The sequence below is a fragment of the Sediminibacterium sp. TEGAF015 genome (assembly GCF_025997995.1).
Lineage (GTDB): Bacteria > Bacteroidota > Bacteroidia > Chitinophagales > Chitinophagaceae > Sediminibacterium.
Window position 1 is genome coordinate 682857 of sequence record NZ_AP026683.1, and the last position, 23009, is coordinate 705865.

Here is a 23009-nt window from a genome sequence, read left to right on the forward strand (position 1 = left end):
TAGACAAATCTAAAAAATTATTCCATTTTTCTCAAACTATTCTGTAACAAGCTTCAAATCACTTATTTTTATGAAAATATATTCCGAATGAAGTGGCATCATTTACTCTTCACCCTTTACTGTAGTATTTTATTAGGCTCTTGTTCTGATGCCCCAATTGATTTGTCTGGAAAAACAACCGTAAAGGAAAAGGATTTCCTCAGCGTTTTTAAACCACTTCCACTTCCCTATAGTGTTGCAGATACCAATCTGGAAAAAAATGCAGATACTCTTAAGATTGCGAAAGAAGTTTTTCTACAGTTTTATCCTGATACTGCTTTGAGCAATATTATGGGAAAGACCAAAATTTATACAATAAGCCCGGTGGGAAAGATTGAAAAGGAAAAAGAAAACTATCTCTTATTCATAATTAAAGAAAACAAAAAGAAAAAGAGGTTAGCAGTAATAGTTACCGACAATAAGAATAAGTTTCTTGGCAGCAAAGAATTATTAAACAACTCAGAAGAGGCAGGATATCATCGCTCTCTCAATATTAATAAAGAACCTACTTTCTTAATCAGCAGAGAAAAAATGGGCAGCAACAATGAAATGTTGTTTACCAGAGCAGGATGGGTATACAATGATGCAGGCTTTTTTATGATTGTGATTAATGATTCTAATGAAGATCCTGCCAAAACTGCTGTTATCAATCCTTTGGATACATTACCCAAATTGAATAAATTAAGTGGAGATTATATTAAGGATAAACATAACTATGTTTCTGTAAGAGACGGTAAAGATGAAAATCACTATCTGTTTTTCATTTTATTTGAAAAAAGCAATGGTGCTTGCAAAGGAGAATTAAAGGGAGAGTTTAAATTGGCTAAACCCATGGAAGGACTTTATTCTAAGAATGGCGATCCCTGCCTAATTGATTTTATATTCACTTCCAATCAACTTAGCATCAAAGAACAAGGAAGTTGTGGTAATCATCGTGGAATAAAGTGTTACTTTAATGACCGCTATACCAAGAAAAAAGAACCCAAAAAGAAAAAAGTGAATAAACGTTAGTTAGTGTAAAATTTACATTATCGTTTTTTAGCCTTATATTGCCTATCAATTTTTAACCAAACAAGCAGCAATGAATTTTAGAAGTTATCATGTACCCTATCAAATTAATGAGCAATACGCCAAGAAAGCTGCGTATTTCTCAATGGAGTTTGCCATACATCAACCTTTAAAAATATACAGTGGTGGATTGGGATATCTGGCTGGTTCACATTTACGCAGTGCTTATGAATTGCGTCAGAATATGATTGGAATCGGGATTCTTTGGAAATACGGCTATTATGACCAAGCTAGAAATCAGGATCAGACGTTACAGGTAACTTTCATGGAAAAGATTTACAGTTTTCTGGAAGATACCGGCATTAAGTTTCAGATATTGATTCATGAACATCCGGTTTGGGTAAAAGCATATTATTTAAATCCGGAGACATTTAACAGCGCCCCTCTCTTTTTATTAAGCACAGACTTACCTGAAAACGATTATGTTTCTCAAACGATAACACATAGATTGTATGATGCAAATGTGGCAACTAAAGTTGCACAGTTTATTCTTTTGGGTGTAGGTGGAGCAAAACTGATAGATGAGCTGGGCTTTAACCCTGATGTGTATCACTTAAATGAAGCACACGGAATTTCTTCAGCTTTTTATTTGCTTAATAAATTCAAGAGTGTAGAAAAAGTAAGAGAGCACCTTGTCTTTACAACCCATACTCCTGAAGAAGCTGGTAACGAAAAGCATGATTTATACTTATGCCACAAAATGAGTTACTTCTGTGGGTTAAGCATTGATGAAGTAAGAAAATTAACAGGTACGCACGATGACCAGTTTAATCATTCACTTGCTGCTTTGCGTTTTGCCAGAAAAGCAAATGGGGTATCAGCCTTGCATGGCGTGGTAAGCCGTGAAATGTGGAAGAACTACGAGGGAATCTGTCCAATTACTTCAATTACCAATGCCCAGAACTGGCGCTATTGGGCCGACAAACAAATGTATCGTGCCATGGAGGAAGGCAACGATGAAGTGTATGACGATCGTAAATCTTTCTTGAAGAAACGTGCATTTGAAATTGTAGCAGACCAAACAGGAAAAGTATTTGATCCCAAAGTGTTGACCATTGTATGGGCTAGAAGATTTGCGGGTTATAAACGCGCAGATATGCTTACTTACGACATGGAACGTTTTGAAAAAATGCTGAATAATGTTAAATATCCGGTGCAAATTATTTGGGCTGGTAAACCTTATCCGGTAGACTACCCTGCTATTTCGCAATTTAACAATCTAGTGCATTTAAGTAAGAATTATAAAAATGTAGCAGTGGTAATTGGATATGAATTAGCCTTAAGCAAACGTTTAAAACAAGCAGCAGATGTATGGTTAAATAATCCAAGGGTTCCTCGAGAAGCATCAGGAACCAGTGGTATGACTGCTGCGATGAATGGTGCAGTAAACTTCTCTACAGATGATGGCTGGATACCAGAATTTGTTAACCATGGCAATAATGGTTTTGTGGTTCCCAAAGCTGATTATGCAAACATGACTACTCATGACCAGGATGAATATGATCTAAACAAAGCTTATGAGATTCTGGAACAACAGATTATTCCTTTGTATTATGAAGATCATGATACCTGGAGACAAATCATGAAGAATGGTATGCGTGATGTGCGTTTCCAGTTCGATAGTAATCGAATGGCCCATGAATATTATGAAATCATGTATAAGTAATCATAAATGACTTTTTAATACCCTCCCCAAACAGGAGGGTATTTTTTTAACCTTTCCTGCCTAGTTTTGTTAAGTAGTTTATGAAGCATAAAATTATTATAGCCATTACCGGTGCCAGTGGATCTATCTATGCAAAAGGCATATTAGATAAATTGGCTGCCAATCCTGACCAATACAATGCTGTAGGAATTGTGATGAGCAAAAATGCACAGGATGTATGGGAAACCGAAATTGGTGATAAGTCCTATGCTCAATATCCATTTACCTTTTACGGGAAGCAGGACTTTTACGCTCCTTTTGCTTCAGGATCCGCTCAGTATAATACGATGATTGTTGTACCCTGCAGTATGGGAACCATGGGAAGAATTGCAGCAGGCATTAGTGACGACTTAATTACACGTGCGGCAGATGTAATTTTAAAAGAAAGACGAAAACTGATTCTGGTTGCCCGGGAAACTCCATATAATTTGATTCAAATCAAAAACATGGAAACCATTACCCTCGCTGGAGGTATCATTTGTCCAGCAACTCCTTCTTTTTATAGTAAACCTAGCACCATTGCAGAAGTTGCTGCTACAGTGGTAGACCGTGTGCTGGATCTGGCTGGTATTAAGATTGATACTTATCGTTGGGGAAAGTAAAAAGCCCGACACTTAATCAGAATCGGGCTTTTATTTATATCAAACTGGGTGTGCCCCAATCTGTAGATTAACCTATGAGTTGGTATTCGCTTCTTCAGGCTGACGCGATTTAAATGAAAACTCCAGTAAGGCGGTTTCTGCATTAAAATCAGCAACCAAAACATCCCCTTGCTTAATAGACATTTTCATTATCTCTTCTGCCAATGGATCTTCCAGATATTTCTGAATGGCTCTGTGTAAAGGTCTTGCCCCAAATTGGACATCATATCCTTTATCTGCAATAAAGTCTTTTGCAGCCGTAGTTAATTCCAATTCAAACCCCAAATTCTGAAGACGTTTGGAAACTCCTTTCATCAGAATATCAATGATATTGAAAATATTATCTTTTGTCAAGGAATTAAATACCACCACATCATCAATTCTGTTTAAGAATTCAGGAGAGAAAGTTTTCTTCAAAGCCTTTTCGATTACTGCTTTGCTGTTTTCTTCCGCATTCTGAATTCTTGTGGCCGTTGCAAAACCTACCCCATCTCCAAATTCTTTCAACTGACGAACACCAATATTAGAAGTCATGATGATTAGCGTATTCTTAAAGTCTACTTTTCTTCCTAAACCATCTGTTAATTGACCATCGTCTAATACCTGTAATAGAATATTGTAGATATCAGGGTGTGCTTTTTCAATCTCATCCAATAAAATAACAGAATAAGGCTTTCTTCTAACCTTTTCGGTTAATTGACCACCTTCTTCGTAACCAACGTATCCCGGAGGTGCACCAATCAATCGGCTAACGGTGAATTTTTCCATGTATTCACTCATGTCAATGCGGATTAGAGAATCTTCGGAATCGAACATATAACGGGCCAGAGAACGAGCTAATTCAGTTTTACCCACACCTGTAGGGCCAAGGAATATAAAAGTACCAATTGGCTTTTTAGGGTCTTTCAGTCCTACCCTGTTTCGCTGAATTGCTCTAACTACTTTTTGAATGGCTTCATCTTGACCAATCACCATACCACGCATATCTTCATTCATGCGGCGTAGTTTTTCAGTTTCCGCTTCTACCATTCTTTTAACAGGAATACCTGTCATCATAGAGATAACCTCAGCAATATGTTCTTCAGAAATTGGGTAACGTTTGTTCTTGCTTTCTTCTTCCCATTGTGCTTTAGCTCTTTCTAATTCCTCACCCAGTTTCTTTTCAGTATCTCTTAAAGAAGCTGCTTCTTCAAAACGTTGGCTTTTCACCACTTTGTTTTTTTCAAGCTTAACTTCCTCAATTTTCTTTTCCAATGCCACAATGGTTTCCGGTACATTGATATTCTTTAAATGAACCCTTGCTCCCACTTCATCCATCACATCAATAGCTTTGTCAGGCAATAACCGGTCTGTCATATACCGGTCACTTAGCTTTACACAGGCATCAATTGCATCATCTCCGTAGTATACATTGTGAAACTCCTCGTATTTAGACTTAATATTATTGAGAATCTGAATGGTTTCATCCACACTTGGCGGCTCAATCAACACTTTCTGGAATCTGCGATCCAGGGCGCCATCTTTCTCAATGTACATTCTGTATTCATCTAACGTAGAAGCGCCTATGCATTGCAATTCGCCTCTGGCTAAAGCAGGTTTGAATATATTGGAAGCATCCAATGAACCGCTGGCTCCACCTGCACCCACAATCGTATGTATCTCATCAATGAAAAGAATAACATCTCTGTTTTTTTCCAATTCATTCATGATGGCTTTCATTCTTTCTTCAAATTGTCCACGGTATTTAGTGCCGGCAACCAACGCAGCTAAATCAAGGGAGATTACTCTTTTATCAAATAATACTCTGCTGACTTTACGTTGAACAATCCTTAAAGCCAATCCTTCTACGATAGCCGTTTTACCTACTCCCGGCTCTCCAATTAAAATAGGATTATTCTTTTTACGACGGCTTAAAATCTGGCTGACTCTTTCTATTTCTGCTTCTCGTCCTACTATTGGATCCAAATTACCAGCTTCAGCTAATTTGGTAATATCTCTTCCGAAATTATCCAATACAGGCGTTTTACTTTTGGCTCCTCCAACTGCCGGCTTACCGGACTTAGAAGCCTGGAATCCACTCTTTTTGTCTTCATCGAACTCATCGTCACCGTCCTCCGGAAATTCGCTTCTGGGGGTTGGATTAGAACTGCCGACCATACCCAAATCGTTGCGGAATATATCGTAGTCGATCTCAAATTGATTCAGAATCTGTGTTGCTATGTTTTCCTTGTTTTTGAGGATACTTAACATCAGGTGTTCTGTTTCAACCAGAGGGCTTTTCAGCGCTTTGGCTTCCAATACAGTCACCCTAATCACTTTTTCTGCCTGTTTGGTTAACGGAAGACTATTGATATTGGCAATATTTTTACCAGTTTTATCTTTTACAGCCAATTCCACCTCTTTACGCAGTTCGTACAAGTCTACATTAAGCTGTTTCAAAACTTTAATGGCTGTATTATCACCGTCTCTGATTAACCCGAGTAATAAATGTTCCGTTCCTATGAAGTCATTTCCTAACCTGAGCGCCTCTTCCCTGCTGAAAGAAATGATTTCCTTAACCTGTGCTGAAAAATTATTATCCATATCTTATTTGGATTTATACAATTATAACGAATATTTTTGAGTGAAGTTGTGCAGGATTTGTACACAGAATGTTAATATGCCACTCATATGCTAAATGTCAAAATTGATACCAAGGAAAAATTCACGGTAATAAACCCACTAACCGCATACATTTCTGCAAATATGTCAGCAGATCTACTAGAGAATTGCAGACAAATATTGAATAATCACCCTAAGAACCTGATCCTGAATTTATCAGGAGTTACCAAGATGGATGCTGAAGTGGCAGATTCGCTTACTGAAATGCAACAAAATTTCTACGAAAAGAATGCCTCGTTTGTTGTTTGTAATATGGAGGAAAGTCTGGAGCAGGAATTAGATCAGCAAGGTGTACTTGAAGTGTGGAATATTACGCCAACAGAGTCTGAAGCATGGGATATTGTTCAAATGGAAGAAATTGAGAGGGAATTATTAGACAGTGATGATTTCAGTTTTGAAAATCACCCGGAAGAGCCTGCATAAACATTTGTTCAATGACAGAACCCAATTGGTATGCCATTTTAGGAATACAAAGCAATGCTTCTGTTTCAGAAATTAAAGCTGCTTTCCGAAAATTAGCGCATCAGTATCACCCTGATAAAACCCAGAATCCTGTATATACAGAGCAATTCAAACAAATCAAAAAGGCGTACGAAATCTTAGGTAATGCATCGGCAAAAATACAGTACGACCGAAGCCTAGCACTCCAGAAAAATTATTCAGTTGCGGCTCCTTCTCTGTTGAATGTATCCGAAATCATGCATTACTTTTTTTTATTTGAAAAAGAAATGAAGCAAGCGGATATTCGGTTTATAAATTATGACAGAATTAAATGGAAATTCAACTATGCATATGGGATGCCGCATGTACTAACCTACATACAAAATGCCAGTAAGGAGGACCAGGATTATTTATTAGCAAGAAAACTATACTGCCTCTCTTTCCTTCCCTATACTGAAAGTGACCCTTTTCTTCAGGTGCTTAAACAGCATTTTAAGCATCCAGATCAAATTTACCAAATTCAATTCCTTTCAAATAAACAATTGTGGGAAGCGAGATGGAATCAATGGCAGGTACCATTAGTGGCAACTATCAGTATATTGGTTTGTCTCTTTATCTATTGGCTTGTAAAAGAATAGTCCCGGCTACTTTCAGCAACCGGGACTATTTATGATTTTATTTTTCAGCGGGCATTTTCTAAATGTAATGCATGCTAAGGATATTTAGTTATTCGCAACCAAGGTAGAAGAAACCGTATTAGCAGATAACCATGGGGACGGTGTTACAGAACCACGAACTACAATCGTGTAAATTTTACCAGAAACAGCTGTCATTGGTTGAGTTCTGATAACTGCATTGGTAGCTGCATTTCTGATTTGAATACTATAAGAAGTACCCAACAAAGTAGCATCCAAAGCAATAAAACTGCTGGCTCCTTTGTAGCTAATGGCAGAAGGAAATAGTGCAGTTGTAGCGGTACCATTAAAAGCATTAACAGCAGGTGCATCTCCACTTGCATGAATAATTCTAAGGTGTGCTTTGCCTGAAGCCGGTGTAGTTAGATTGTCCTGAATCCAAAGTAACTCAGCAGTTTCTAATTTATTGGCAGCTATTAATGTATACCTGGCAGGTTCATCGCGTAAATCCGAAACATTGAATTTGCCAGTTGAAAAAAGAGTAGGCAATCCAGCCATTCTAACAATAATATCTTTGGTTCCGGGAGTTGTACTATTGTAAATAGTATTGGATCCGAATGCAATAGGAAGAATATTTTGCTTTAGGTCGCCAACAAAAAAGTCTAAACCTGCCGCAACGTCCGGTGCTGCGTTAATAAACATGTATTGAGCATATCCCGGATTAACAGGGTCTTTTGCACAACCAGAAAAAAACAGCACGGAAAACAACCCTGCAAAGTATAAAATATATTTTTTCATGATAGTCATTTGAAAGTTTCAATTAATAAGTTGCCATTACGGTAATACCTCTTGACATGGTTCCAGAAGTGGCCTGGTAGCGACCTCTGAATACTACGTTATATACTCTTTTTGAATTAAAAGTAAATCCGTTGAATAATGCCAATGCTGTAGTGGTTCCGGTAGCTCTTACCTCTAGTGTATCATTTTGTCCACTGATATGAGGGATATAGGCAGATTCACCCAATACGGCAATATTAGAAGCAATATTTGCCCCTCTGCGTCGGGAGTACAAATCCACATTCGGCACTGCAGAAGTACTAGATATCATATTGACAAATTTCACACTGGCCGTTGTATCCGATGGAACGGTAAATACATCATTCAATATGATTGCTTTTACTGCGTTGCTGGTATCATAAGTATAAACTGTATAAAATTTACCTTGCGCAAATTCAGCAGAAATGCTTACTGGAGTTTGAGCAGGAATGGCTGCACTGTCATAGATACGAATGGTTCTTGCTCCAGGTGTTATAGTGGCAAAAGCGGTTACTGTTGAAGCTCCAGGGAATACGCTTCCCATAGAGAGTGCCGAGCCATTCAGCAAAGCTCCATCTAAAGTTGCAAAATTTCTAGTAGCCCCCATACTCGCTGGAACGATTCGAATGAATGCTTTGTTCTCAGTTCCTACAGACTCATTGGCACGGCCGTCAAAGTCTTTTGTGCATGCGGTGAAAAGACCTACTGCAGCGATAATATAAAAAAGTTTCATTTTCATAATTTTCATTTTTTACGGTAGTAATTAAGGTTTAGAGAACCATTGTTCTACAGTATGATAGTCCAAAGCAATTGCCCCTATTCTATTCAATTCGCTTACATTATATAAATACTCTGAATTGTAACGAGGTCTTGCACGGTAAACCAATTTACCATTATTGTTGGCAAACAAATTAATACCAGTTGGAACTACAAAATCAGCATATACAGGAGTAGTTTGACCTGCTTCTACGTCTGTGTAGTGGAATCTGCGCATATCTGTCCAGGTTTCCTGAATACCATGTCCGTATAACGCAATGTATTTCTGAAGCATGATATGGGATAAAGTCAAATCACTGGCAGCAGGAACAACCGTTGGATTAGCCAGGTAATTATCTCTATCTGTTATGGTAATTACGCGGCCAGACGGAACAGCCGAACCATAATCGTTGATTAACATATCAAAATTCAAACGGATACCGTCAATATAAGCAGCTCTTGCAGCCGCTTTATTACCCTTTCTATACTGCGCTTCCGCAATCATGAATTTGATTTCGCTTGCTGTAATTATCGGGAAAGGCGATCCATTTTTGAAAATATATCTGCAATCTGCATCTGAAGTAGGCGCTGCGGTAGAAGTGAAAACACTACCCCAGAAATTGGCAGGCTGATCATTTACTACCAGACCACTGGTACCACCGTTAGGGCGAATACCTTTATACGTGCCGTTGGGATTTTCTCTTATGATATAAGCAGCTCTAGGATCTACTGCACCTTGGAAACGGCTATTGACACCGGTCATCAGATTCGCAATGAATTCTGTTTGTCTCATGGTTCCTACGTTTGCTCTTACTGGTCCGAAGAAATTGGATGTACCGGTAATACCTGTATTCGCAAAACGCATTACTGCATTGTCGGCATTCACATTCATAGCAAGGTTGGCATAAAAAATAACAGAGTCAGCGTTATATGATGCTTTATTACTTAAATGGTGGAATGATCTGGCCATAACTGCATAAACAAATTTCTTCCACTTGTTTACATCTCCGTTAAAGAAATAAGCATCCCCCTTAGCCAGATTGGCAGGGCTTGCACTATCACCTGTATTGTTCAGATAGGTAATAGCTGTTCTGCAGATCTGACGAACGGTGTCGTATACCAAGGACTGATCATCGTATTTGAAAACCAGTTGATCGGCATTAAAAGCTTCTCTGACAATGATGTCACCGTACATTTCAGCCGTTGTTAACCAGCTCCAGGCAGACATGGCATGTCCTACCCCAACATAATCCCATTTCTTTTCTTCAGCAGCCCATTGCATCATTCGCTTTAGGTTCTGCCCCATTCCATAATAATGCATGGCCCAGATAGAACCCATCAAATCACTGGCACCAGTGGCACCACCCATTTGATCAAACTGATTACCAGTAGTATTGGTAGCCCAGAATTGTACATAACGACCAACCTGCATACCATCATTTTGTAAACCATAAGCGGAACCTGCAGCAGCAGAACTTCCTCCCATATTGCTGATGATACCAGGCAATAAACTTTCTACCGGAACGCGAACCCCCGCATTGGGGTTGGTAAATGCTTCATCTAACTTTTTTTGGCAAGATGAAAAAAGTAAACCCGCCACGGCAAGGCTTACTATTGATTTTATATTAATATATGATTTTTTCATGTTCACTGTTTTTGAAATTAAAATCCTACTCTTACACCAAAGTTTACACCTATTGGAGTGGCTAATGTACCATAGTCAAATCCAAAAGCACCTACCCCTCTTGTGGCAGCAGTATTACCGCTCACTTGTGGGTCAGCACCGGTATAATTGGTAATCAGGAACAAGTCGTTACCAGTAATGAATATGCTGGCAGATTTAATGCCATTCAGATTTCTTAATGCACGTTCAGTTAATGAATAACTTAAAGTGATATCACGCATTCTTAACCAGTTTACGTTTTTCTGAATGAATGCTTCTTCCGGCATAGAAGACGCTGTATAATACGCATCGTTGTAAGCTGGTATTACAGAAATAGTATTTCTGGTTGGAGTGGCAGTATTGGCAAAACCATCATTTAAAACTCCATCAATTACACGTGGCACAAAACGATCAATGGTTCTGTTGCTGCGTCCAAGGCTGGTTAACAACATTTCATTGGCATTGAATATGTCTCCGCCAATCTTAAGATCCCATAAGAAACTCAAACGCCAGTTTTTATAACGGAATGAATTCTGGATACCCAATGTGAATGCTGGGTTACGATCACCTCTTAATTTAAATAAACCATCTGTTAATGGTAATCCATTTGATGGGTTGATTAAAATTTGACCTGCATTGTTTCTTGCATAACCCCAAGAAGCAATACCTGTTGTAGGACTACCTAAGCCCAATACACTGGCACGCGCGTTACCATATAACCATGTATCGGATATATAAAATTCAGAAACGTTAGCAGGGAATCCTACTACTGCATTCCACATTTTATTGAAGTTCAAACGAACATTCCATCCAAAGTCTTTTTTCTGTGCAACCTGATAATCAATGGCAACTTCAACACCCTCGTTTCTAGTGCTGGCAGCATTCTGTGTGTTTAATACGAAACCTGTACCATAACTCAAACGCATGTTTTCAATAATCTGACCTTTTGTTAAAGTGTTATAGTAGGTTGCATCAATACTTAATCTGTTCTTGAAGAATTTAAATTCAGTACCTATTTCATAAGTGCTCTGACGCTCAGGCTTCAGGTCTGGGTTGTTATTGGTAAATCCATAAGAATACGCAGGGCCGTTGGCACTACCGAAGTTGTTTACAAACACCGACTGAGTTGAATAAGCAGAATTTAGTCTGGCTGTATTCGCCATTGATCCGCGTAGTTTCCAGTAGTTAAGTACACCACCCTTCTTCAAACCAGGTAAGATATCTGTCATGATTGCACTCAAACTTAAACCTGGATAGTTATAATTTCTGTTGGCTGCAGGTAAAGTAGAAGCAGATTCAAAACGATGAGAATAGTTGAAGAATAATAAATTTTTATAGCTCAGTGCTAATTCTCCGAAGTAAGCAATTTGTCTGATCACACGCAAATTGGGTTCACCAAAATTATTACGTAGCAAACGTACTCTTGTGTTTGGCGCAGTATTATTTGAGTCAGTTCTGTTTGGATCAGCAACGTTATTACCACTCACCGCATACACTTCAGTTCTGTAATCCTGCCACATGGTTCCCGCCATTGCACGTACACTGAAGTCACCAAATGTTTTCTTGGCAGTAGCATTAATGGTATGGTTATAACCTTTGTAAGTATTCCAGTAGTTATCCTGAGAACCTCTTAAAGCAGTAGAAACAAAGAATGATTGTGGATGATAGTTCTGGTAACCAATCGTTTTATAAGTATCATATCCAAAACGACCAGTAATGCTCAACCATTTTGTTGGATTCAGGTTAATTCCTAAAGAGGAGAATAAACGATCTGTTTGATCGCGTCCTCTGTTATTCTGAACGTTCCATAAAGGATTGTCCACTTCAGCGTTTGCATTTGCAGAAAATAGTGGCAATTTATTACCACCATCGTCTTCGAACTTGGTTACGTCAACTGTATTAGGAAACTGCATTAAACCAATTAAGTATCCACCTGCAGAACGCAATACCTTTGCTGTATTAGTTCTAGTATAGGCAACAGATGGTGTAATTTCAAGCCACTTGGTAATTTTAGTTGTATTTCGTAAACTCAGATTTATTTTCTCCTGATCGTTGTTAGGAACTACACCCTCTTGCTTTAAATAAGAAGCAGAGAAACGGAAAATGGATTTTTTAATACCAAAGTCAACTCCCAGATTATGGGTTTGAGACTTACCATTTCTAAAGAAAGCACCTATATTATCATAGAGCCTGGTTCCAGATGGGTAAGCTGGTCCAAAATAGCGGAATATATTGCTAGGCTGGTTATTTGTCCCGTTGGTATACGCATCAAATGTGGGTGGAAAACGATTCAGCACCTGTACTCTAAATGCATTATCATATTGTACAGCAAGTTTGCTAGTTTTTGCCTTTCTAGTTGTAATAACAATGGCACCGGAACTTGCCTGGCTACCATATAAGGCAGTTGCTTCTGGCCCCTTTAGAACAGTTACGTTCTCGATATCATTGGGGTTCAGGTCAGAAATACGGTTGCTATAGTCACTTCCACGGTTAGGTCTGTCAGAAGCCAAACCCACACTACGACCTCCATCCGATGTTTCGTCAAAAGAAGAGTTATCCATGATAACCCCATCCACTACAAACAAAGGCTGGTTACTTAAAGACAATGAGTTGAAACCGCGAAGTACAATCTGAGAAGAAGCACCAACGGTTCCGGAAGTAGGGTTAACAGTTAAACCTGCAACGCGCCCCTGTAAACTATTAACAAAGTTGTCGCGCTGTGTTTCTTGTAATTCTGCTCCTTTTACCTGTTGGGTTGAGTATCCCAATTCTCTGGGCTTTCTTTTCTGATCCATGGCAACAACTACTACATCTTCCAGTTCTGAAGATTCAGCTTTCAGACGTACGATGATCTTTTGATCATCTTTCACTCCTACACGCTGAGATTCAAATCCCAGAGAAGTAATTAACAGTACCTGGCCCTTTGTGGCTTTAATGGTAAAATTACCACGGGCATCGGTTTTGGTGGCGGTAGATTTGCCTACTACACGGATAGAAACCGATTCCAAAGGCGAACCTTTCTCTAAATCGGAAACATTACCAGTAACGGTAATATCCTGTGCAGAGACTTTCATCACTAGGAAGAAAAGCAAAAATGCAATCCTCCAGGCATAAGCGAGTTTTCTCATAACTACAGTGTTTGTTTCATAGACAGCAATTTGTTGCAAAAAGCTGCAAAAATTGAAGCGTTTCGTTAGTCAATTAAATGATGACATAAATATATGGTTAATCATCTGTTAAAACCATAAAAATGGCAGCAAAAAATTGCACATTTTTTTGCAGGTATTAAAGTGGCACCATTAAAATTTATAAAATGGTAATTCCCCGTTTAGCGTAAGGTTGTAATTTTTCGCTGGAGGGATCCAATTCTGTAATTAATACATCAACCTGCTCAAGGGGACAGACCTGTAATCGCTGACTGGAGTTCAATTTTTCGGAAATGGCTAGTGAAACTGTTTTTTGGGCACAGGCGATCATGGCTTTCTTCACTTCAATGATTTCCCATTCCAAATCGGTAATGCCCATCTGAAGATCAATACTATTGGTACCCAACAAACACAAATCGGCTTTTAATTGCCCCAGTCGTTGAACAGCCTCGGCTCCTACTGCCATTTGTGCGCTTTTCAGGAGTTTGTTGCCAAGGAATATCACTTCCGCATTCGGATGTTCCAGCAATTCTAAGGCAATTGGGACATTGGTGGTTACAAAAGTAGCTGTAAGTCCTGGGGGGAGCATATTCACCAATTCTCGCATAGTGGTCCCGCCAGAAATTACCACCAACATGCCATCTTTTATCAGATCAATGGCTTTATGAGCAATAATTTTTTTCTCGGGGAGAGAATAAACTTGTTGGCTTTCTATTGTAAAATGGAAGGATTTGGCCAAAGCGCCTCCATGTACTTTAATCAGTTTTCCTTCTTCCGCCAACTCTTGCAGGTCTCTGCGGACTGTATCTTCAGAAACATCTAATTGGACACATAAATCAGATGACAATACTTTATTATGAATATTGATTTGCTGTATGATATACGCCTGACGTTCTTTTTTAAGCATTCTTAAAATTAATGAGTTCCTGCAAAATCACGCAAATATTTTTTTTAGCGTGTACGGACAGCCTTGCTTAATTTTACTCGCTTAATATGATATCCGAACAAACCAAACAACAAATAACCAGTAGAATAGACATCATTGATGTTGTTGGGGAATTTGTGAAACTGAAGAAAAGAGGAACCAATTATCTGGGCTTATGTCCTTTTCATGGAGAAAAATCTCCCTCTTTTACAGTTTCTCCCGTCAAGGAAATCTATAAATGTTTTGGTTGTGGAAAGAGTGGGAATACCATCACTTTCCTGATGGAACACGAGAAGTACAGTTATGTTGAAGCGCTGAAATGGCTGGCACACAGATACAATGTAGAAATTGAGGAAACACAGCGAACCCCTGAGCAGGTGCAACAACAGCAAGTTTCGGAAAGTCTGCATGCCATCAACACATTTGCACAGAAGTTTTTTACAGAGCAATTGTTTCAATCCGAAGAAGGACAAATAATTGCAGGCTCCTATTTAAAAGAACGTGGGTTCCGTGATGATGTACTGCAAAAATTTCAGATCGGTTATAATCCATCTGCAAAAGACGCATTAACTGCTGCCTTATTACAAAACCAATTCAACAAAGAATTATTGCCCAAGACAGGACTCGTGGCTTTTCGCAACGATGAACTGGTAGACAATTACAGAGGCAGAATCATTTTCCCGATACATAATAATACAGGAAAGATTATTGGGTTTGGAGCCAGGGTAATTGGAAAGGCGGATAAAGCACCAAAGTATATCAATACCCCGGAAAACGAAGTATATAGCAAAAGCAAGATTCTATACGGATCTTATTTTGCACGACAGGCCATAGACAGAGCTAAAGAATGTTTACTCGTGGAAGGGTACACAGATGTGGTAAGCCTTCATCAGGCAGGTATAGAAAATGTAGTGGCTTCCGGAGGAACTTCGCTTACAATAGATCAACTCCGTTTAATAAAAAAGTATACCAACAATTTAACTATCATATATGATGGAGATGCAGCAGGGATTAAAGCGGCCCTTCGGGGATTGGATCTGGCTGTGGAAGAGGGCTTAGACGTTAAGCTCGTATTAATACCAGACGGAGAAGATCCAGATAGTTATGTAAATAAAGTAGGCGCAACTGCTTTCAATGCTTTCATTGCAGCTTCTAAAAAAGATTTTATCCTCTTTCAGTTGGAAGTATTGTTGAAAGAAGCAGGCAATGATATCAATAAAAAGAGCGGAATTGTTAATCAAATTGCAGAAACGCTTAGTAAAATAAGTCGTGCAGAAGATTTTACAAGACAACAGGACTATATAAAACAATGTGCGTCCTTATTAAAAATTGACGAAGCCGGTTTTACCAATCTGGTAAATAAATTCAAAAGAGATAAAATTGCCAAGGAGGAAAGAAAGCTACCCTTTGATGAAGCAGATTTCATTCATCAGGATTCCATGCAACCCAATAGGGACATGGATGAAGGACAGCTGTTACTTCAGCAAGATGATCAGGTAGAAAAAAATGTAGTTCGTGTTTTGTATGAATATGGTCTTAAACCATATGACGAGTCTCGCACCATTGCTGCCTATATATTTGAAGAATTGGAGAACTACCCTATTGAAAATTCAACCTATGAAAAACTAATTGACTTATATAAGGATGCATACAATAAAGGTTTGGAACCCACAACAAAGACTATGCTGTATCACGATGACGCATCCATCAGGGAATTACTGATTAATATTTCTATGTTCCCTTTTGAGTTAAGCAATCGATGGGACGAAATATTGCCCAACATGAATATTGTAAATAAGGATGTTTCTATTTCAGATACTGAAATGAGTTTGAATTATTTTAAACTAAGAAAGATTAAGAAAATGTTCGAGCAAAATCAACGGGATATGGAAACTGCCTCATTTGAAGAGCAATTGAAACTAATTGAGCTGCATAAACAGTTAAAAGAATTTGAGATTGCCATCACTAAACAGCTTGGCACCGTAATCCTTCGATAAATAAAAAGCCCCGAGTAAACTCAGGGCTTTTAAACTTAACTATGTATGTCTCGTCCTAGTATATCGATACACAAAATGTAAAATATGCAGGACAATCAAGAGAATCAGTATGTTAAGCGAAAACAAAGTGATTACCCTTTGTCGCTAAAATTAGAGATTATTCAAGAAATTGAACGCGGTAAACTATCCACTAGAGGGGCCATGGTCAAGTATGGGGTGCAATCTAGGGCAACTATTATTGCCTGGTTAAGAAAATATGGGAACTTTAACTGGGAAAACCAAACTCCCTCGTATATGCCCAAAACCCCAGAGCAAAAGCTGCTCGAGATGGAATTAAAGATTAAGCTTCTGGAAAAGCAAAAAGCTTTTTTAGAACATCAAGTAGAGCAGGCAGATAAAAAAGCCATGATTTTCGATATGATGATCAATTTGGCAGAGAAAGAATATAATATTCCAATAAGAAAAAACTCCTCACCCGAACAATCGACCAATATCGATCAGAAAAAAAAGAAACGCTAACAGCTACCTGTGCGTTGTTCGGGTTAAGCAGACAGGTCTATTATCGCAGAATTAGGGCTACCAATAAAAGAAAGACACTAGCTCAGGAGGTAATTGATTTAATTGTTCCTATACGTAGAAGAATGCCACGAATTGGCACAAGAAAATTGTATTTCTTACTAAAGCCTAAATTGGAACTACTTGGAATTGGTCGAGATAAGTTATTTGCCATTATGAAAGCCAATCACCTAGAAGTAAAGCCTGAAAGGAGTTACAGGATAACAACTTTCTCTCACCATAGGTTCAGAAAGCATAAAGATCTGGTAAATGGATTATTTATCACAAGACCAGAACAAGTATGGGTGTCCGATATAACTTATATGCAATCTGCCATTGGACACCACTACCTTGCATTGGTTACGGATGCCTACTCAAAGAAAATAGTTGGGTATGACCTATCGAATAATTTACAAACGGAAGGGGTTTTAAGAGCAATGAAAATGGCTATTAAAACAAGAAAATATCGAGAAGCAGTACTCATACATCACTCAGACAGAGGCCTACAATATTGCTCCAATGAATATCAAAGGTTACTTAGTAATCATAAAATCACTTGTAGTATGACGACAGACTCTGACCCCTACTCAAATGCCATAGCTGAAAGAGTCAATGGAATCATTAAAAATGAGTTTTGTATCGAAAACTACAAAGTTGACCTAACTACTCAACAGCAAATTATTAAAGAAACCATTGACATCTATAATCAAGAAAGACCACACTATTCTTGCTCCTATTTAACCCCCAATCAAATGCATTGTCAATCTAAACTTCCTATTAAAACCTATAAAAACAAAAAAGGTAGCAGGAACGCTCCTGCTACCTTTGAATAAACTACTTTTATACTTTAATAACCGTATCGGTTATTTAGGACGGGTCAGTATATCGTGTTTTCAGAACGGCTAACCGTTTCTTATTTATAAAAGCACAATATTATTTTACTTCTTCGAATTGCGCATCTTCAACAGTGTCAGATTTTGGAGCATCACCGTTTGCAGTTCCTGCATCAGCACCTGGCTGTGCACCAGCTTCTTGTTGTGCTTTATAGATATCTTCGCTGGCAGCTGTCCAGGCAGTATTCATTTCAGCCATTGCCGCATCAACTGCAGGGATGTCCTGATTTTTGTGTGCTTCCTTCAGTTTATTTAATGCAGTTTCAATAGCACCTTTTTTATCTGCTGGAATCTTATCACCAAACTCTTTAAATTGTTTTTCAGTCTGGAAAATCAAGCTGTCTGCCTGGTTCAATTTTTCAACGCGGCTTCTCGCTTCATTATCGGCAGCTTCATTGGCTTTTGCTTCAGCTTTCATTTTTTCAACTTCTTCTTTGCTCAAGCCACTACCCGCTTCAATTCTGATTTTTTGTTCTTTACCTGTACCCTTGTCTTTTGCACTTACATTCAACAAACCGTTTGCATCAATGTCAAAAGTAACTTCAATTTGAGGAACTCCTCTTGGAGCTGGTGGAATACCATCTAGGTTAAACATACCAAGACTCTTATTCTGATTGGCCATTGGACGCTCTCCCTGAAGTACATGAATTTGTACACCTGGCTGATTGTCGCTGGCAGTTGAGTACACTTCTGTTTTCTTGGTTGGAATGGTTGTATTGGCTGCAATCATGGTTGTCATTACACCACCCATGGTTTCAATACCAAGGCTAAGCGGAGTAACATCTAGCAATAACACATCTTTTACTTCACCAGTAAGAACTGCTCCCTGAATCGCAGCACCTAAGGCAACTACTTCATCCGGATTCACACTTCTATTGGGTTTCTTTCCAAAGAACTTTTCTACAATTTCCTGAACTTTTGGAATACGGGTTGATCCACCCACCAAAATAACTTCATCAATTTGAGCTGTTGAGTAACCTGCATCTTTTAATGCAGCTTCACATGGTTTTAAGCAACGAGCGAATAAATTATCTGATAATTGTTCAAATTTAGCTCTAGACAATTTTAACACTAAGTGCTTAGGAACACCATCTACTGCAGTGATATAGGGAAGGTTAATTTCAGTTTCAGAAGAAGAACTCAATTCTACTTTTGCCTTTTCAGCAGCTTCTTTTAAACGCTGTAAAGCCATTGGGTCTTTACGCAAATCAATACCTTCCTGTGCTTTGAATTCGTCTGCTAACCAGTCCATGATTACTTTATCAAAATCATCACCCCCTAAGTGCGTGTCACCATTGGTTGATTTTACTTCAAATACTCCATCCCCTAATTCAAGAATAGATATATCGAAAGTACCACCACCCAAATCGAATACGGCAATCTTCTGGTCTGCATTTTTCTTGTCAAGTCCATAAGCAAGTGCTGCAGCAGTTGGTTCATTCACAATTCTTCTTACATTCAAACCAGCAATTTCACCGGCTTCCTTTGTTGCTTGGCGCTGAGCGTCGTTAAAGTAAGCAGGAACGGTAATTACCGCTTCATTCACTTCATGACCTAAATAATCTTCAGCAGTCTTCTTCATTTTCTGCAAAATCATTGCAGAAATTTCTTGTGGAGTGTACATACGATCTTCAATCTGTACACGAACGGTATTGTTATCACCTTTGGCAACTTGATAGCTCCAGTGGCTGATTTCTTCAGTTACTTCGTCGTAACGACGACCCATAAAACGCTTCACACTGGTAATAGTGTTTTGTGGATTGGTGATAGCCTGTCTTTTTGCAGGATCTCCCACTTTGCGTTCGCCATTCTTTAAAAATGCTACTATTGAAGGAGTAGTGCGGCGTCCTTCGTCATTGGCAATGACAACCGGTTCATTACCTTCCATTACGGATACACAGCTATTAGTGGTTCCGAGGTCTATTCCAATAATTTTTGCCATAATATATGTTTTCAATTGCAGTAGTTTATTCAATGATTATGCCACGGGTAAGCAAAGTGCAATATTGTCAGATTCACTACCAAATCGTCGTATTATACAGACTTATAAGGACATTTTAGCGTAAATAAGCCCTTATTGCAGCTGCTTAGCCTTGAAAGTGAAGTTCTTTTGAGAGAAATAGCTGAAAATAACCACAAAAACAGTGGTCAGCATTTTGGAGGGGGTTGCGTACCATCCGAAACTATCTACAAATATTTTTAAAAATATATAATTCAGCAGGATGCAGCCAAAAACAACCAGGAAATACTTGGCTAATTGTGCCCGCTTAGTAACACTTGTTTCCTGAAATACCACATAACGGCTTAAGTAAAATCCGGTTGGGAAAGTAACCAGAAAACTGAGTATAAACGAGGCAATATGCGGACTAACCGTTACAGAATACATTTGTACAACGGACTTATTTAATATATAGTTGTAGGCAACAAAGAATAAACCTATATCCAGAACCGTATTAAACCCACCACAAGCGGCATACCGATAAGTTTGTTTGGGCATGAACCTGCTGAACAAGGGATAAAACCAGTCAACCACTTGTAGAATAAATCCACTAACGAATTTGTGCAGCTTTTGCATAACGGAGCGCGAAGGTAGTTGATAAATGGTTAGTTTTGCAACCCGAAATTGTTAAGATTATGAGTGTGGTCAATCAAATAAAACTGGCAGCGGCCAGCAGTATACAGGCACTATACGGAGAATCCGTTACTGCAGATCAGGTATTGGTAAATCAAACCAAGCCTGAATTTGAAGGAGATTATACTGTGGTATTGTTTGCTTTTGTAAAAACACTCAGGAAATCACCCGAACAATTGGGTAAAGAGCTGGGAGACTATCTTGTGAACCAATATCCATCTTTGTTTTCCAGCTACAACCTGGTTAAAGGCTTTTTAAATCTAACCATTCCGGAAGTATATTGGTCAGAGAAGTTGGCTGGTAATTACGCCAATACTTGCTACGGTTTTGCTCCGCTTAATGGAAATAAGGTAATGGTGGAGTACTCCTCTCCCAACACGAATAAACCTTTACATCTGGGGCATTTGAGAAATAATTTTCTTGGAAGAAGCATTGCAGAAATTTTAAAAGCTACCGGAAATGAAGTAGTAAAAACCTGTATTGTGAATGACAGGGGCATACATATCTGTAAAAGTATGATTGCCTGGCAGCGATACGCCAATGGAGCTACGCCTGCAAGTACAGGGAAAAAAGGCGATCATTTTGTTGGAGATTACTATGTAAGGTTCAATGATGCCTATAAAGCTGAAATGGCAGATCTTAAAGCAAAAGGACTAACAGATGAACAGGCCGAAAAAGAAGCGCCCATAATGAAAGAAGCCCAGCAAATGTTGTTGGACTGGGAAGCCGGAAAGCCTGAAGTTATTCAGTTGTGGAAAGAGATGAACAGTTGGGTTTATGAAGGATTTGATACCACATATAAAAGAATTGGTACTGACTTCGATAAAATTTATTACGAGAGTAATACGTATTTATTAGGTAAGGATCTGGTAGATAAAGGACTGGATCAAAAAGTGTTTTATCAAAAAGAAGATCAGAGTGTTTGGATTGATTTAACCGGAGATGGCTTAGATGAAAAGCTCGTTAGAAGAAAAGATGGCACTTCAGTTTATATAACACAAGACATTGGTCTTGCTGAACAAAAGCAAAAGGAGTTCAATGCTCAACAGAGTATTTATGTGGTTGGTGATGAGCAGAATTATCATTTTAAAGTATTAAAACTGATTTGTCAGAAGCTACAATTACCATCTGCAGATGGAATATATCACCTTAGTTATGGTATGGTTGAATTGCCAACCGGCAAAATGAAAAGCCGGGAAGGTACGGTGGTAGACGCAGATGACCTGGTTGATGAAATGATTCGAATTGCCCGGGAGAAAACCGAGGAGTTGGGGAAGGTCAATGACTTTACGGAAGAAGAAAGAGTGGCATTGTATGATACTATTGGATTGGGAGCTTTGAAATTCTTCCTTCTTAGGGTAGATCCAAAGAAAAAAATGATTTTTAATCCAGAGGAAAGCATCGATTTTCATGGATTTACAGGGCCTTTTATTCAATATACCTATGCAAGAATCAGCAGTATTCTCAGGAAATTACAATATACTCCAGATACCAAGCTGACTCCGGATGATTCGGTTACTTTTACTCCACTTGAAAAGGAACTAATGGTGGCATTGGAACAGTTTCCTGAAACATTGCAGGATGCAGCTAAAGAACAGGATCCTTCAAAAGTTGCCATTTACATTTATACGATTGCCAAAATTTTCAGTTCTTTCTACGCTGAACATTCCATTGCCAATGCTGAAAGTACTAGCAAACAGCAATTACGAATTATGTTATCTGTATTAACAGCAACAACAATTAAAAACGGAATGGAAGTACTGGGAATTAAAGTACCCGAAAGGATGTAAAAAAAATATTTTAATATTGCAACCTGGTAAGGCGCCCGGGTGTTGAAATTGGTAGACAAGCCACCTTGAGGTGGTGGTGCTGGAAACGGCGTGCTGGTTCGAATCCAGTCTCGGGCACAGAGAAAAGTCCTGCACAAAGTGCGGGATTTTTTTATGGATTCAATCGAAGCTTGTTACAGAGATTCGACAATCTTTTTCAAATACTTTCATTTTTCCTTATTTTCAAATTGAAACTGTAAATCTATGTCTACTACCAGCCATCACGATGAAAGAATAGCAAAAATGAGTTTTGCTTCAGTCTATCCACTTTATGTGGCTAAGATTGAAAAAAAAGGAAGATCCGTTACAGAATTAAATACAATCATTGAGTGGTTAACTGGTTATTCAGTAGAACAAATTAATCAACTGATTACCAACAAAGTAAGTTTTGCTGAATTCTTTTCAAAAGCTCAACTTAACCCCAATGCTACTTTAATTACAGGCACGATTTGCGGATATAGAATTGAAGACATTGAGAATCAATTAACCAGAGAAGTAAGATACCTAGACAAAGTGGTAGATGAATTGGCAAAAGGAAAAAAACTAGAGAAAATTATGCGCCAAAATCTGTTTTCCAATACGCCTAAAATTTAATTAAGTTACAGTT

The 23009-nt window shown here is 38.5% G+C and carries 18 protein-coding genes and 1 tRNA gene; 11 read left to right on the forward strand and 8 right to left on the reverse strand.

The genetic code is table 11. From position 1 onward, the window contains the following. The first annotated feature begins 87 nt into the window (after window positions 1–87). The 3 genes from TEGAF0_RS03090 (at window position 88) to TEGAF0_RS03100 (ending at window position 3414) form a co-directional block, all read left to right on the forward strand. Entirely contained in the window at window positions 88–1050 is a 963-nt protein-coding gene (locus TEGAF0_RS03090; protein WP_264899970.1) for a hypothetical protein, read from the forward strand. A gap of 70 nt (window positions 1051–1120) precedes the next feature. After that, window positions 1121–2773, forward strand: coding sequence for an alpha-glucan family phosphorylase (gene glgP, locus TEGAF0_RS03095; protein WP_264899972.1), 1653 nt, complete (start codon window positions 1121–1123; stop codon window positions 2771–2773). Window positions 2774–2853: 80 nt separating this feature from the next. Further along, window positions 2854–3414 (forward strand): UbiX family flavin prenyltransferase, encoded by a 561-nt coding sequence (locus tag TEGAF0_RS03100; RefSeq protein ID WP_264899973.1) that lies wholly within the window; start codon window positions 2854–2856, stop codon window positions 3412–3414. A 72-nt stretch (window positions 3415–3486) separates the two neighbouring features. Here the strand turns inward: TEGAF0_RS03100 and TEGAF0_RS03105 are convergent, their stop codons facing one another. Further along, on the reverse strand, window positions 3487–6036 hold the full coding sequence (locus TEGAF0_RS03105) for an ATP-dependent Clp protease ATP-binding subunit (RefSeq protein ID WP_264899974.1): 2550 nt from the start codon (window positions 6034–6036) through the stop codon (window positions 3487–3489). A gap of 87 nt (window positions 6037–6123) precedes the next feature. Here TEGAF0_RS03105 and TEGAF0_RS03110 point away from each other — a divergent pair, with 87 nt between their 5' ends. Together TEGAF0_RS03110 and TEGAF0_RS03115 are read left to right on the forward strand one after the other, a co-directional pair. Continuing rightward, window positions 6124–6537: an STAS domain-containing protein gene (locus TEGAF0_RS03110; protein WP_264899975.1), complete on the forward strand. Its 414-nt coding sequence runs from the start codon at window positions 6124–6126 to the stop codon at window positions 6535–6537. Between the two features lie 11 nt (window positions 6538–6548). Then, window positions 6549–7193 (forward strand): J domain-containing protein, encoded by a 645-nt coding sequence (locus TEGAF0_RS03115; RefSeq protein WP_264899976.1) that lies wholly within the window; start codon window positions 6549–6551, stop codon window positions 7191–7193. Window positions 7194–7277: 84 nt separating this feature from the next. On the opposite strand, the gene TEGAF0_RS03120 is transcribed toward TEGAF0_RS03115, so the two are convergent. The 5 genes from TEGAF0_RS03120 to TEGAF0_RS03140 all read right to left on the reverse strand — a co-directional run bounded on the left by TEGAF0_RS03120 (window position 7278) and on the right by TEGAF0_RS03140 (window position 14478). Then, a complete protein-coding gene (locus TEGAF0_RS03120) occupies window positions 7278–7988 on the reverse strand; it encodes a DUF4397 domain-containing protein (RefSeq protein ID WP_264899977.1) in 711 nt (236 codons plus the stop codon). Window positions 7989–8010: 22 nt separating this feature from the next. Beyond that, window positions 8011–8745, reverse strand: coding sequence for a DUF4397 domain-containing protein (locus TEGAF0_RS03125; RefSeq protein ID WP_264899979.1), 735 nt, complete (start codon window positions 8743–8745; stop codon window positions 8011–8013). A 24-nt stretch (window positions 8746–8769) separates the two neighbouring features. Continuing rightward, window positions 8770–10407: a SusD/RagB family nutrient-binding outer membrane lipoprotein gene (locus TEGAF0_RS03130; protein WP_264899981.1), complete on the reverse strand. Its 1638-nt coding sequence runs from the start codon at window positions 10405–10407 to the stop codon at window positions 8770–8772. A gap of 17 nt (window positions 10408–10424) precedes the next feature. After that, on the reverse strand, window positions 10425–13553 hold the full coding sequence (locus TEGAF0_RS03135) for a SusC/RagA family TonB-linked outer membrane protein (RefSeq protein WP_264899983.1): 3129 nt from the start codon (window positions 13551–13553) through the stop codon (window positions 10425–10427). Between the two features lie 178 nt (window positions 13554–13731). After that, the gene (locus TEGAF0_RS03140; RefSeq protein ID WP_264899985.1) at window positions 13732–14478 is read right to left on the reverse strand and encodes a DeoR/GlpR family DNA-binding transcription regulator; all 747 of its coding nucleotides are present in this window, start codon (window positions 14476–14478) and stop codon (window positions 13732–13734) included. Between the two features lie 86 nt (window positions 14479–14564). On the opposite strand from TEGAF0_RS03140, the gene dnaG reads away from it, so the two are divergent. The 3 genes from dnaG to TEGAF0_RS03155 all read left to right on the forward strand — a co-directional run bounded on the left by dnaG (window position 14565) and on the right by TEGAF0_RS03155 (window position 17881). Beyond that, a complete protein-coding gene (gene dnaG / locus TEGAF0_RS03145; protein ID WP_264899986.1) occupies window positions 14565–16493 on the forward strand; it encodes a DNA primase in 1929 nt (642 codons plus the stop codon). 84 nt (window positions 16494–16577) lie between these two features. Then, entirely contained in the window at window positions 16578–17012 is a 435-nt protein-coding gene (locus TEGAF0_RS03150; RefSeq protein WP_264898973.1) for a hypothetical protein, read from the forward strand. 14 nt (window positions 17013–17026) lie between these two features. Beyond that, the gene (locus TEGAF0_RS03155; protein WP_264898971.1) at window positions 17027–17881 is read left to right on the forward strand and encodes an IS3 family transposase; all 855 of its coding nucleotides are present in this window, start codon (window positions 17027–17029) and stop codon (window positions 17879–17881) included. 100 nt (window positions 17882–17981) lie between these two features. Here the strand turns inward: TEGAF0_RS03155 and dnaK are convergent, their stop codons facing one another. Continuing rightward, the gene (gene dnaK, locus TEGAF0_RS03160) at window positions 17982–19883 is read right to left on the reverse strand and encodes a molecular chaperone DnaK (protein WP_264899987.1); all 1902 of its coding nucleotides are present in this window, start codon (window positions 19881–19883) and stop codon (window positions 17982–17984) included. Window positions 19884–20015: 132 nt separating this feature from the next. Continuing rightward, window positions 20016–20516 (reverse strand): GtrA family protein, encoded by a 501-nt coding sequence (locus tag TEGAF0_RS03165; protein WP_264899988.1) that lies wholly within the window; start codon window positions 20514–20516, stop codon window positions 20016–20018. A gap of 35 nt (window positions 20517–20551) precedes the next feature. Between TEGAF0_RS03165 and argS the strand changes: the two genes are divergently transcribed. From argS to TEGAF0_RS03180, 3 genes are all read left to right on the forward strand, one after another. Then, the gene (gene argS, locus TEGAF0_RS03170; protein WP_264899989.1) at window positions 20552–22363 is read left to right on the forward strand and encodes an arginine--tRNA ligase; all 1812 of its coding nucleotides are present in this window, start codon (window positions 20552–20554) and stop codon (window positions 22361–22363) included. A gap of 33 nt (window positions 22364–22396) precedes the next feature. Then, a tRNA-Leu gene (locus TEGAF0_RS03175) sits at window positions 22397–22480 on the forward strand. A 126-nt stretch (window positions 22481–22606) separates the two neighbouring features. After that, complete coding sequence (locus TEGAF0_RS03180; protein ID WP_264899990.1) at window positions 22607–22996, forward strand: DUF2200 domain-containing protein; 390 nt, start codon at window positions 22607–22609, stop codon at window positions 22994–22996. Window positions 22997–23009: the final 13 nt, after the last annotated feature.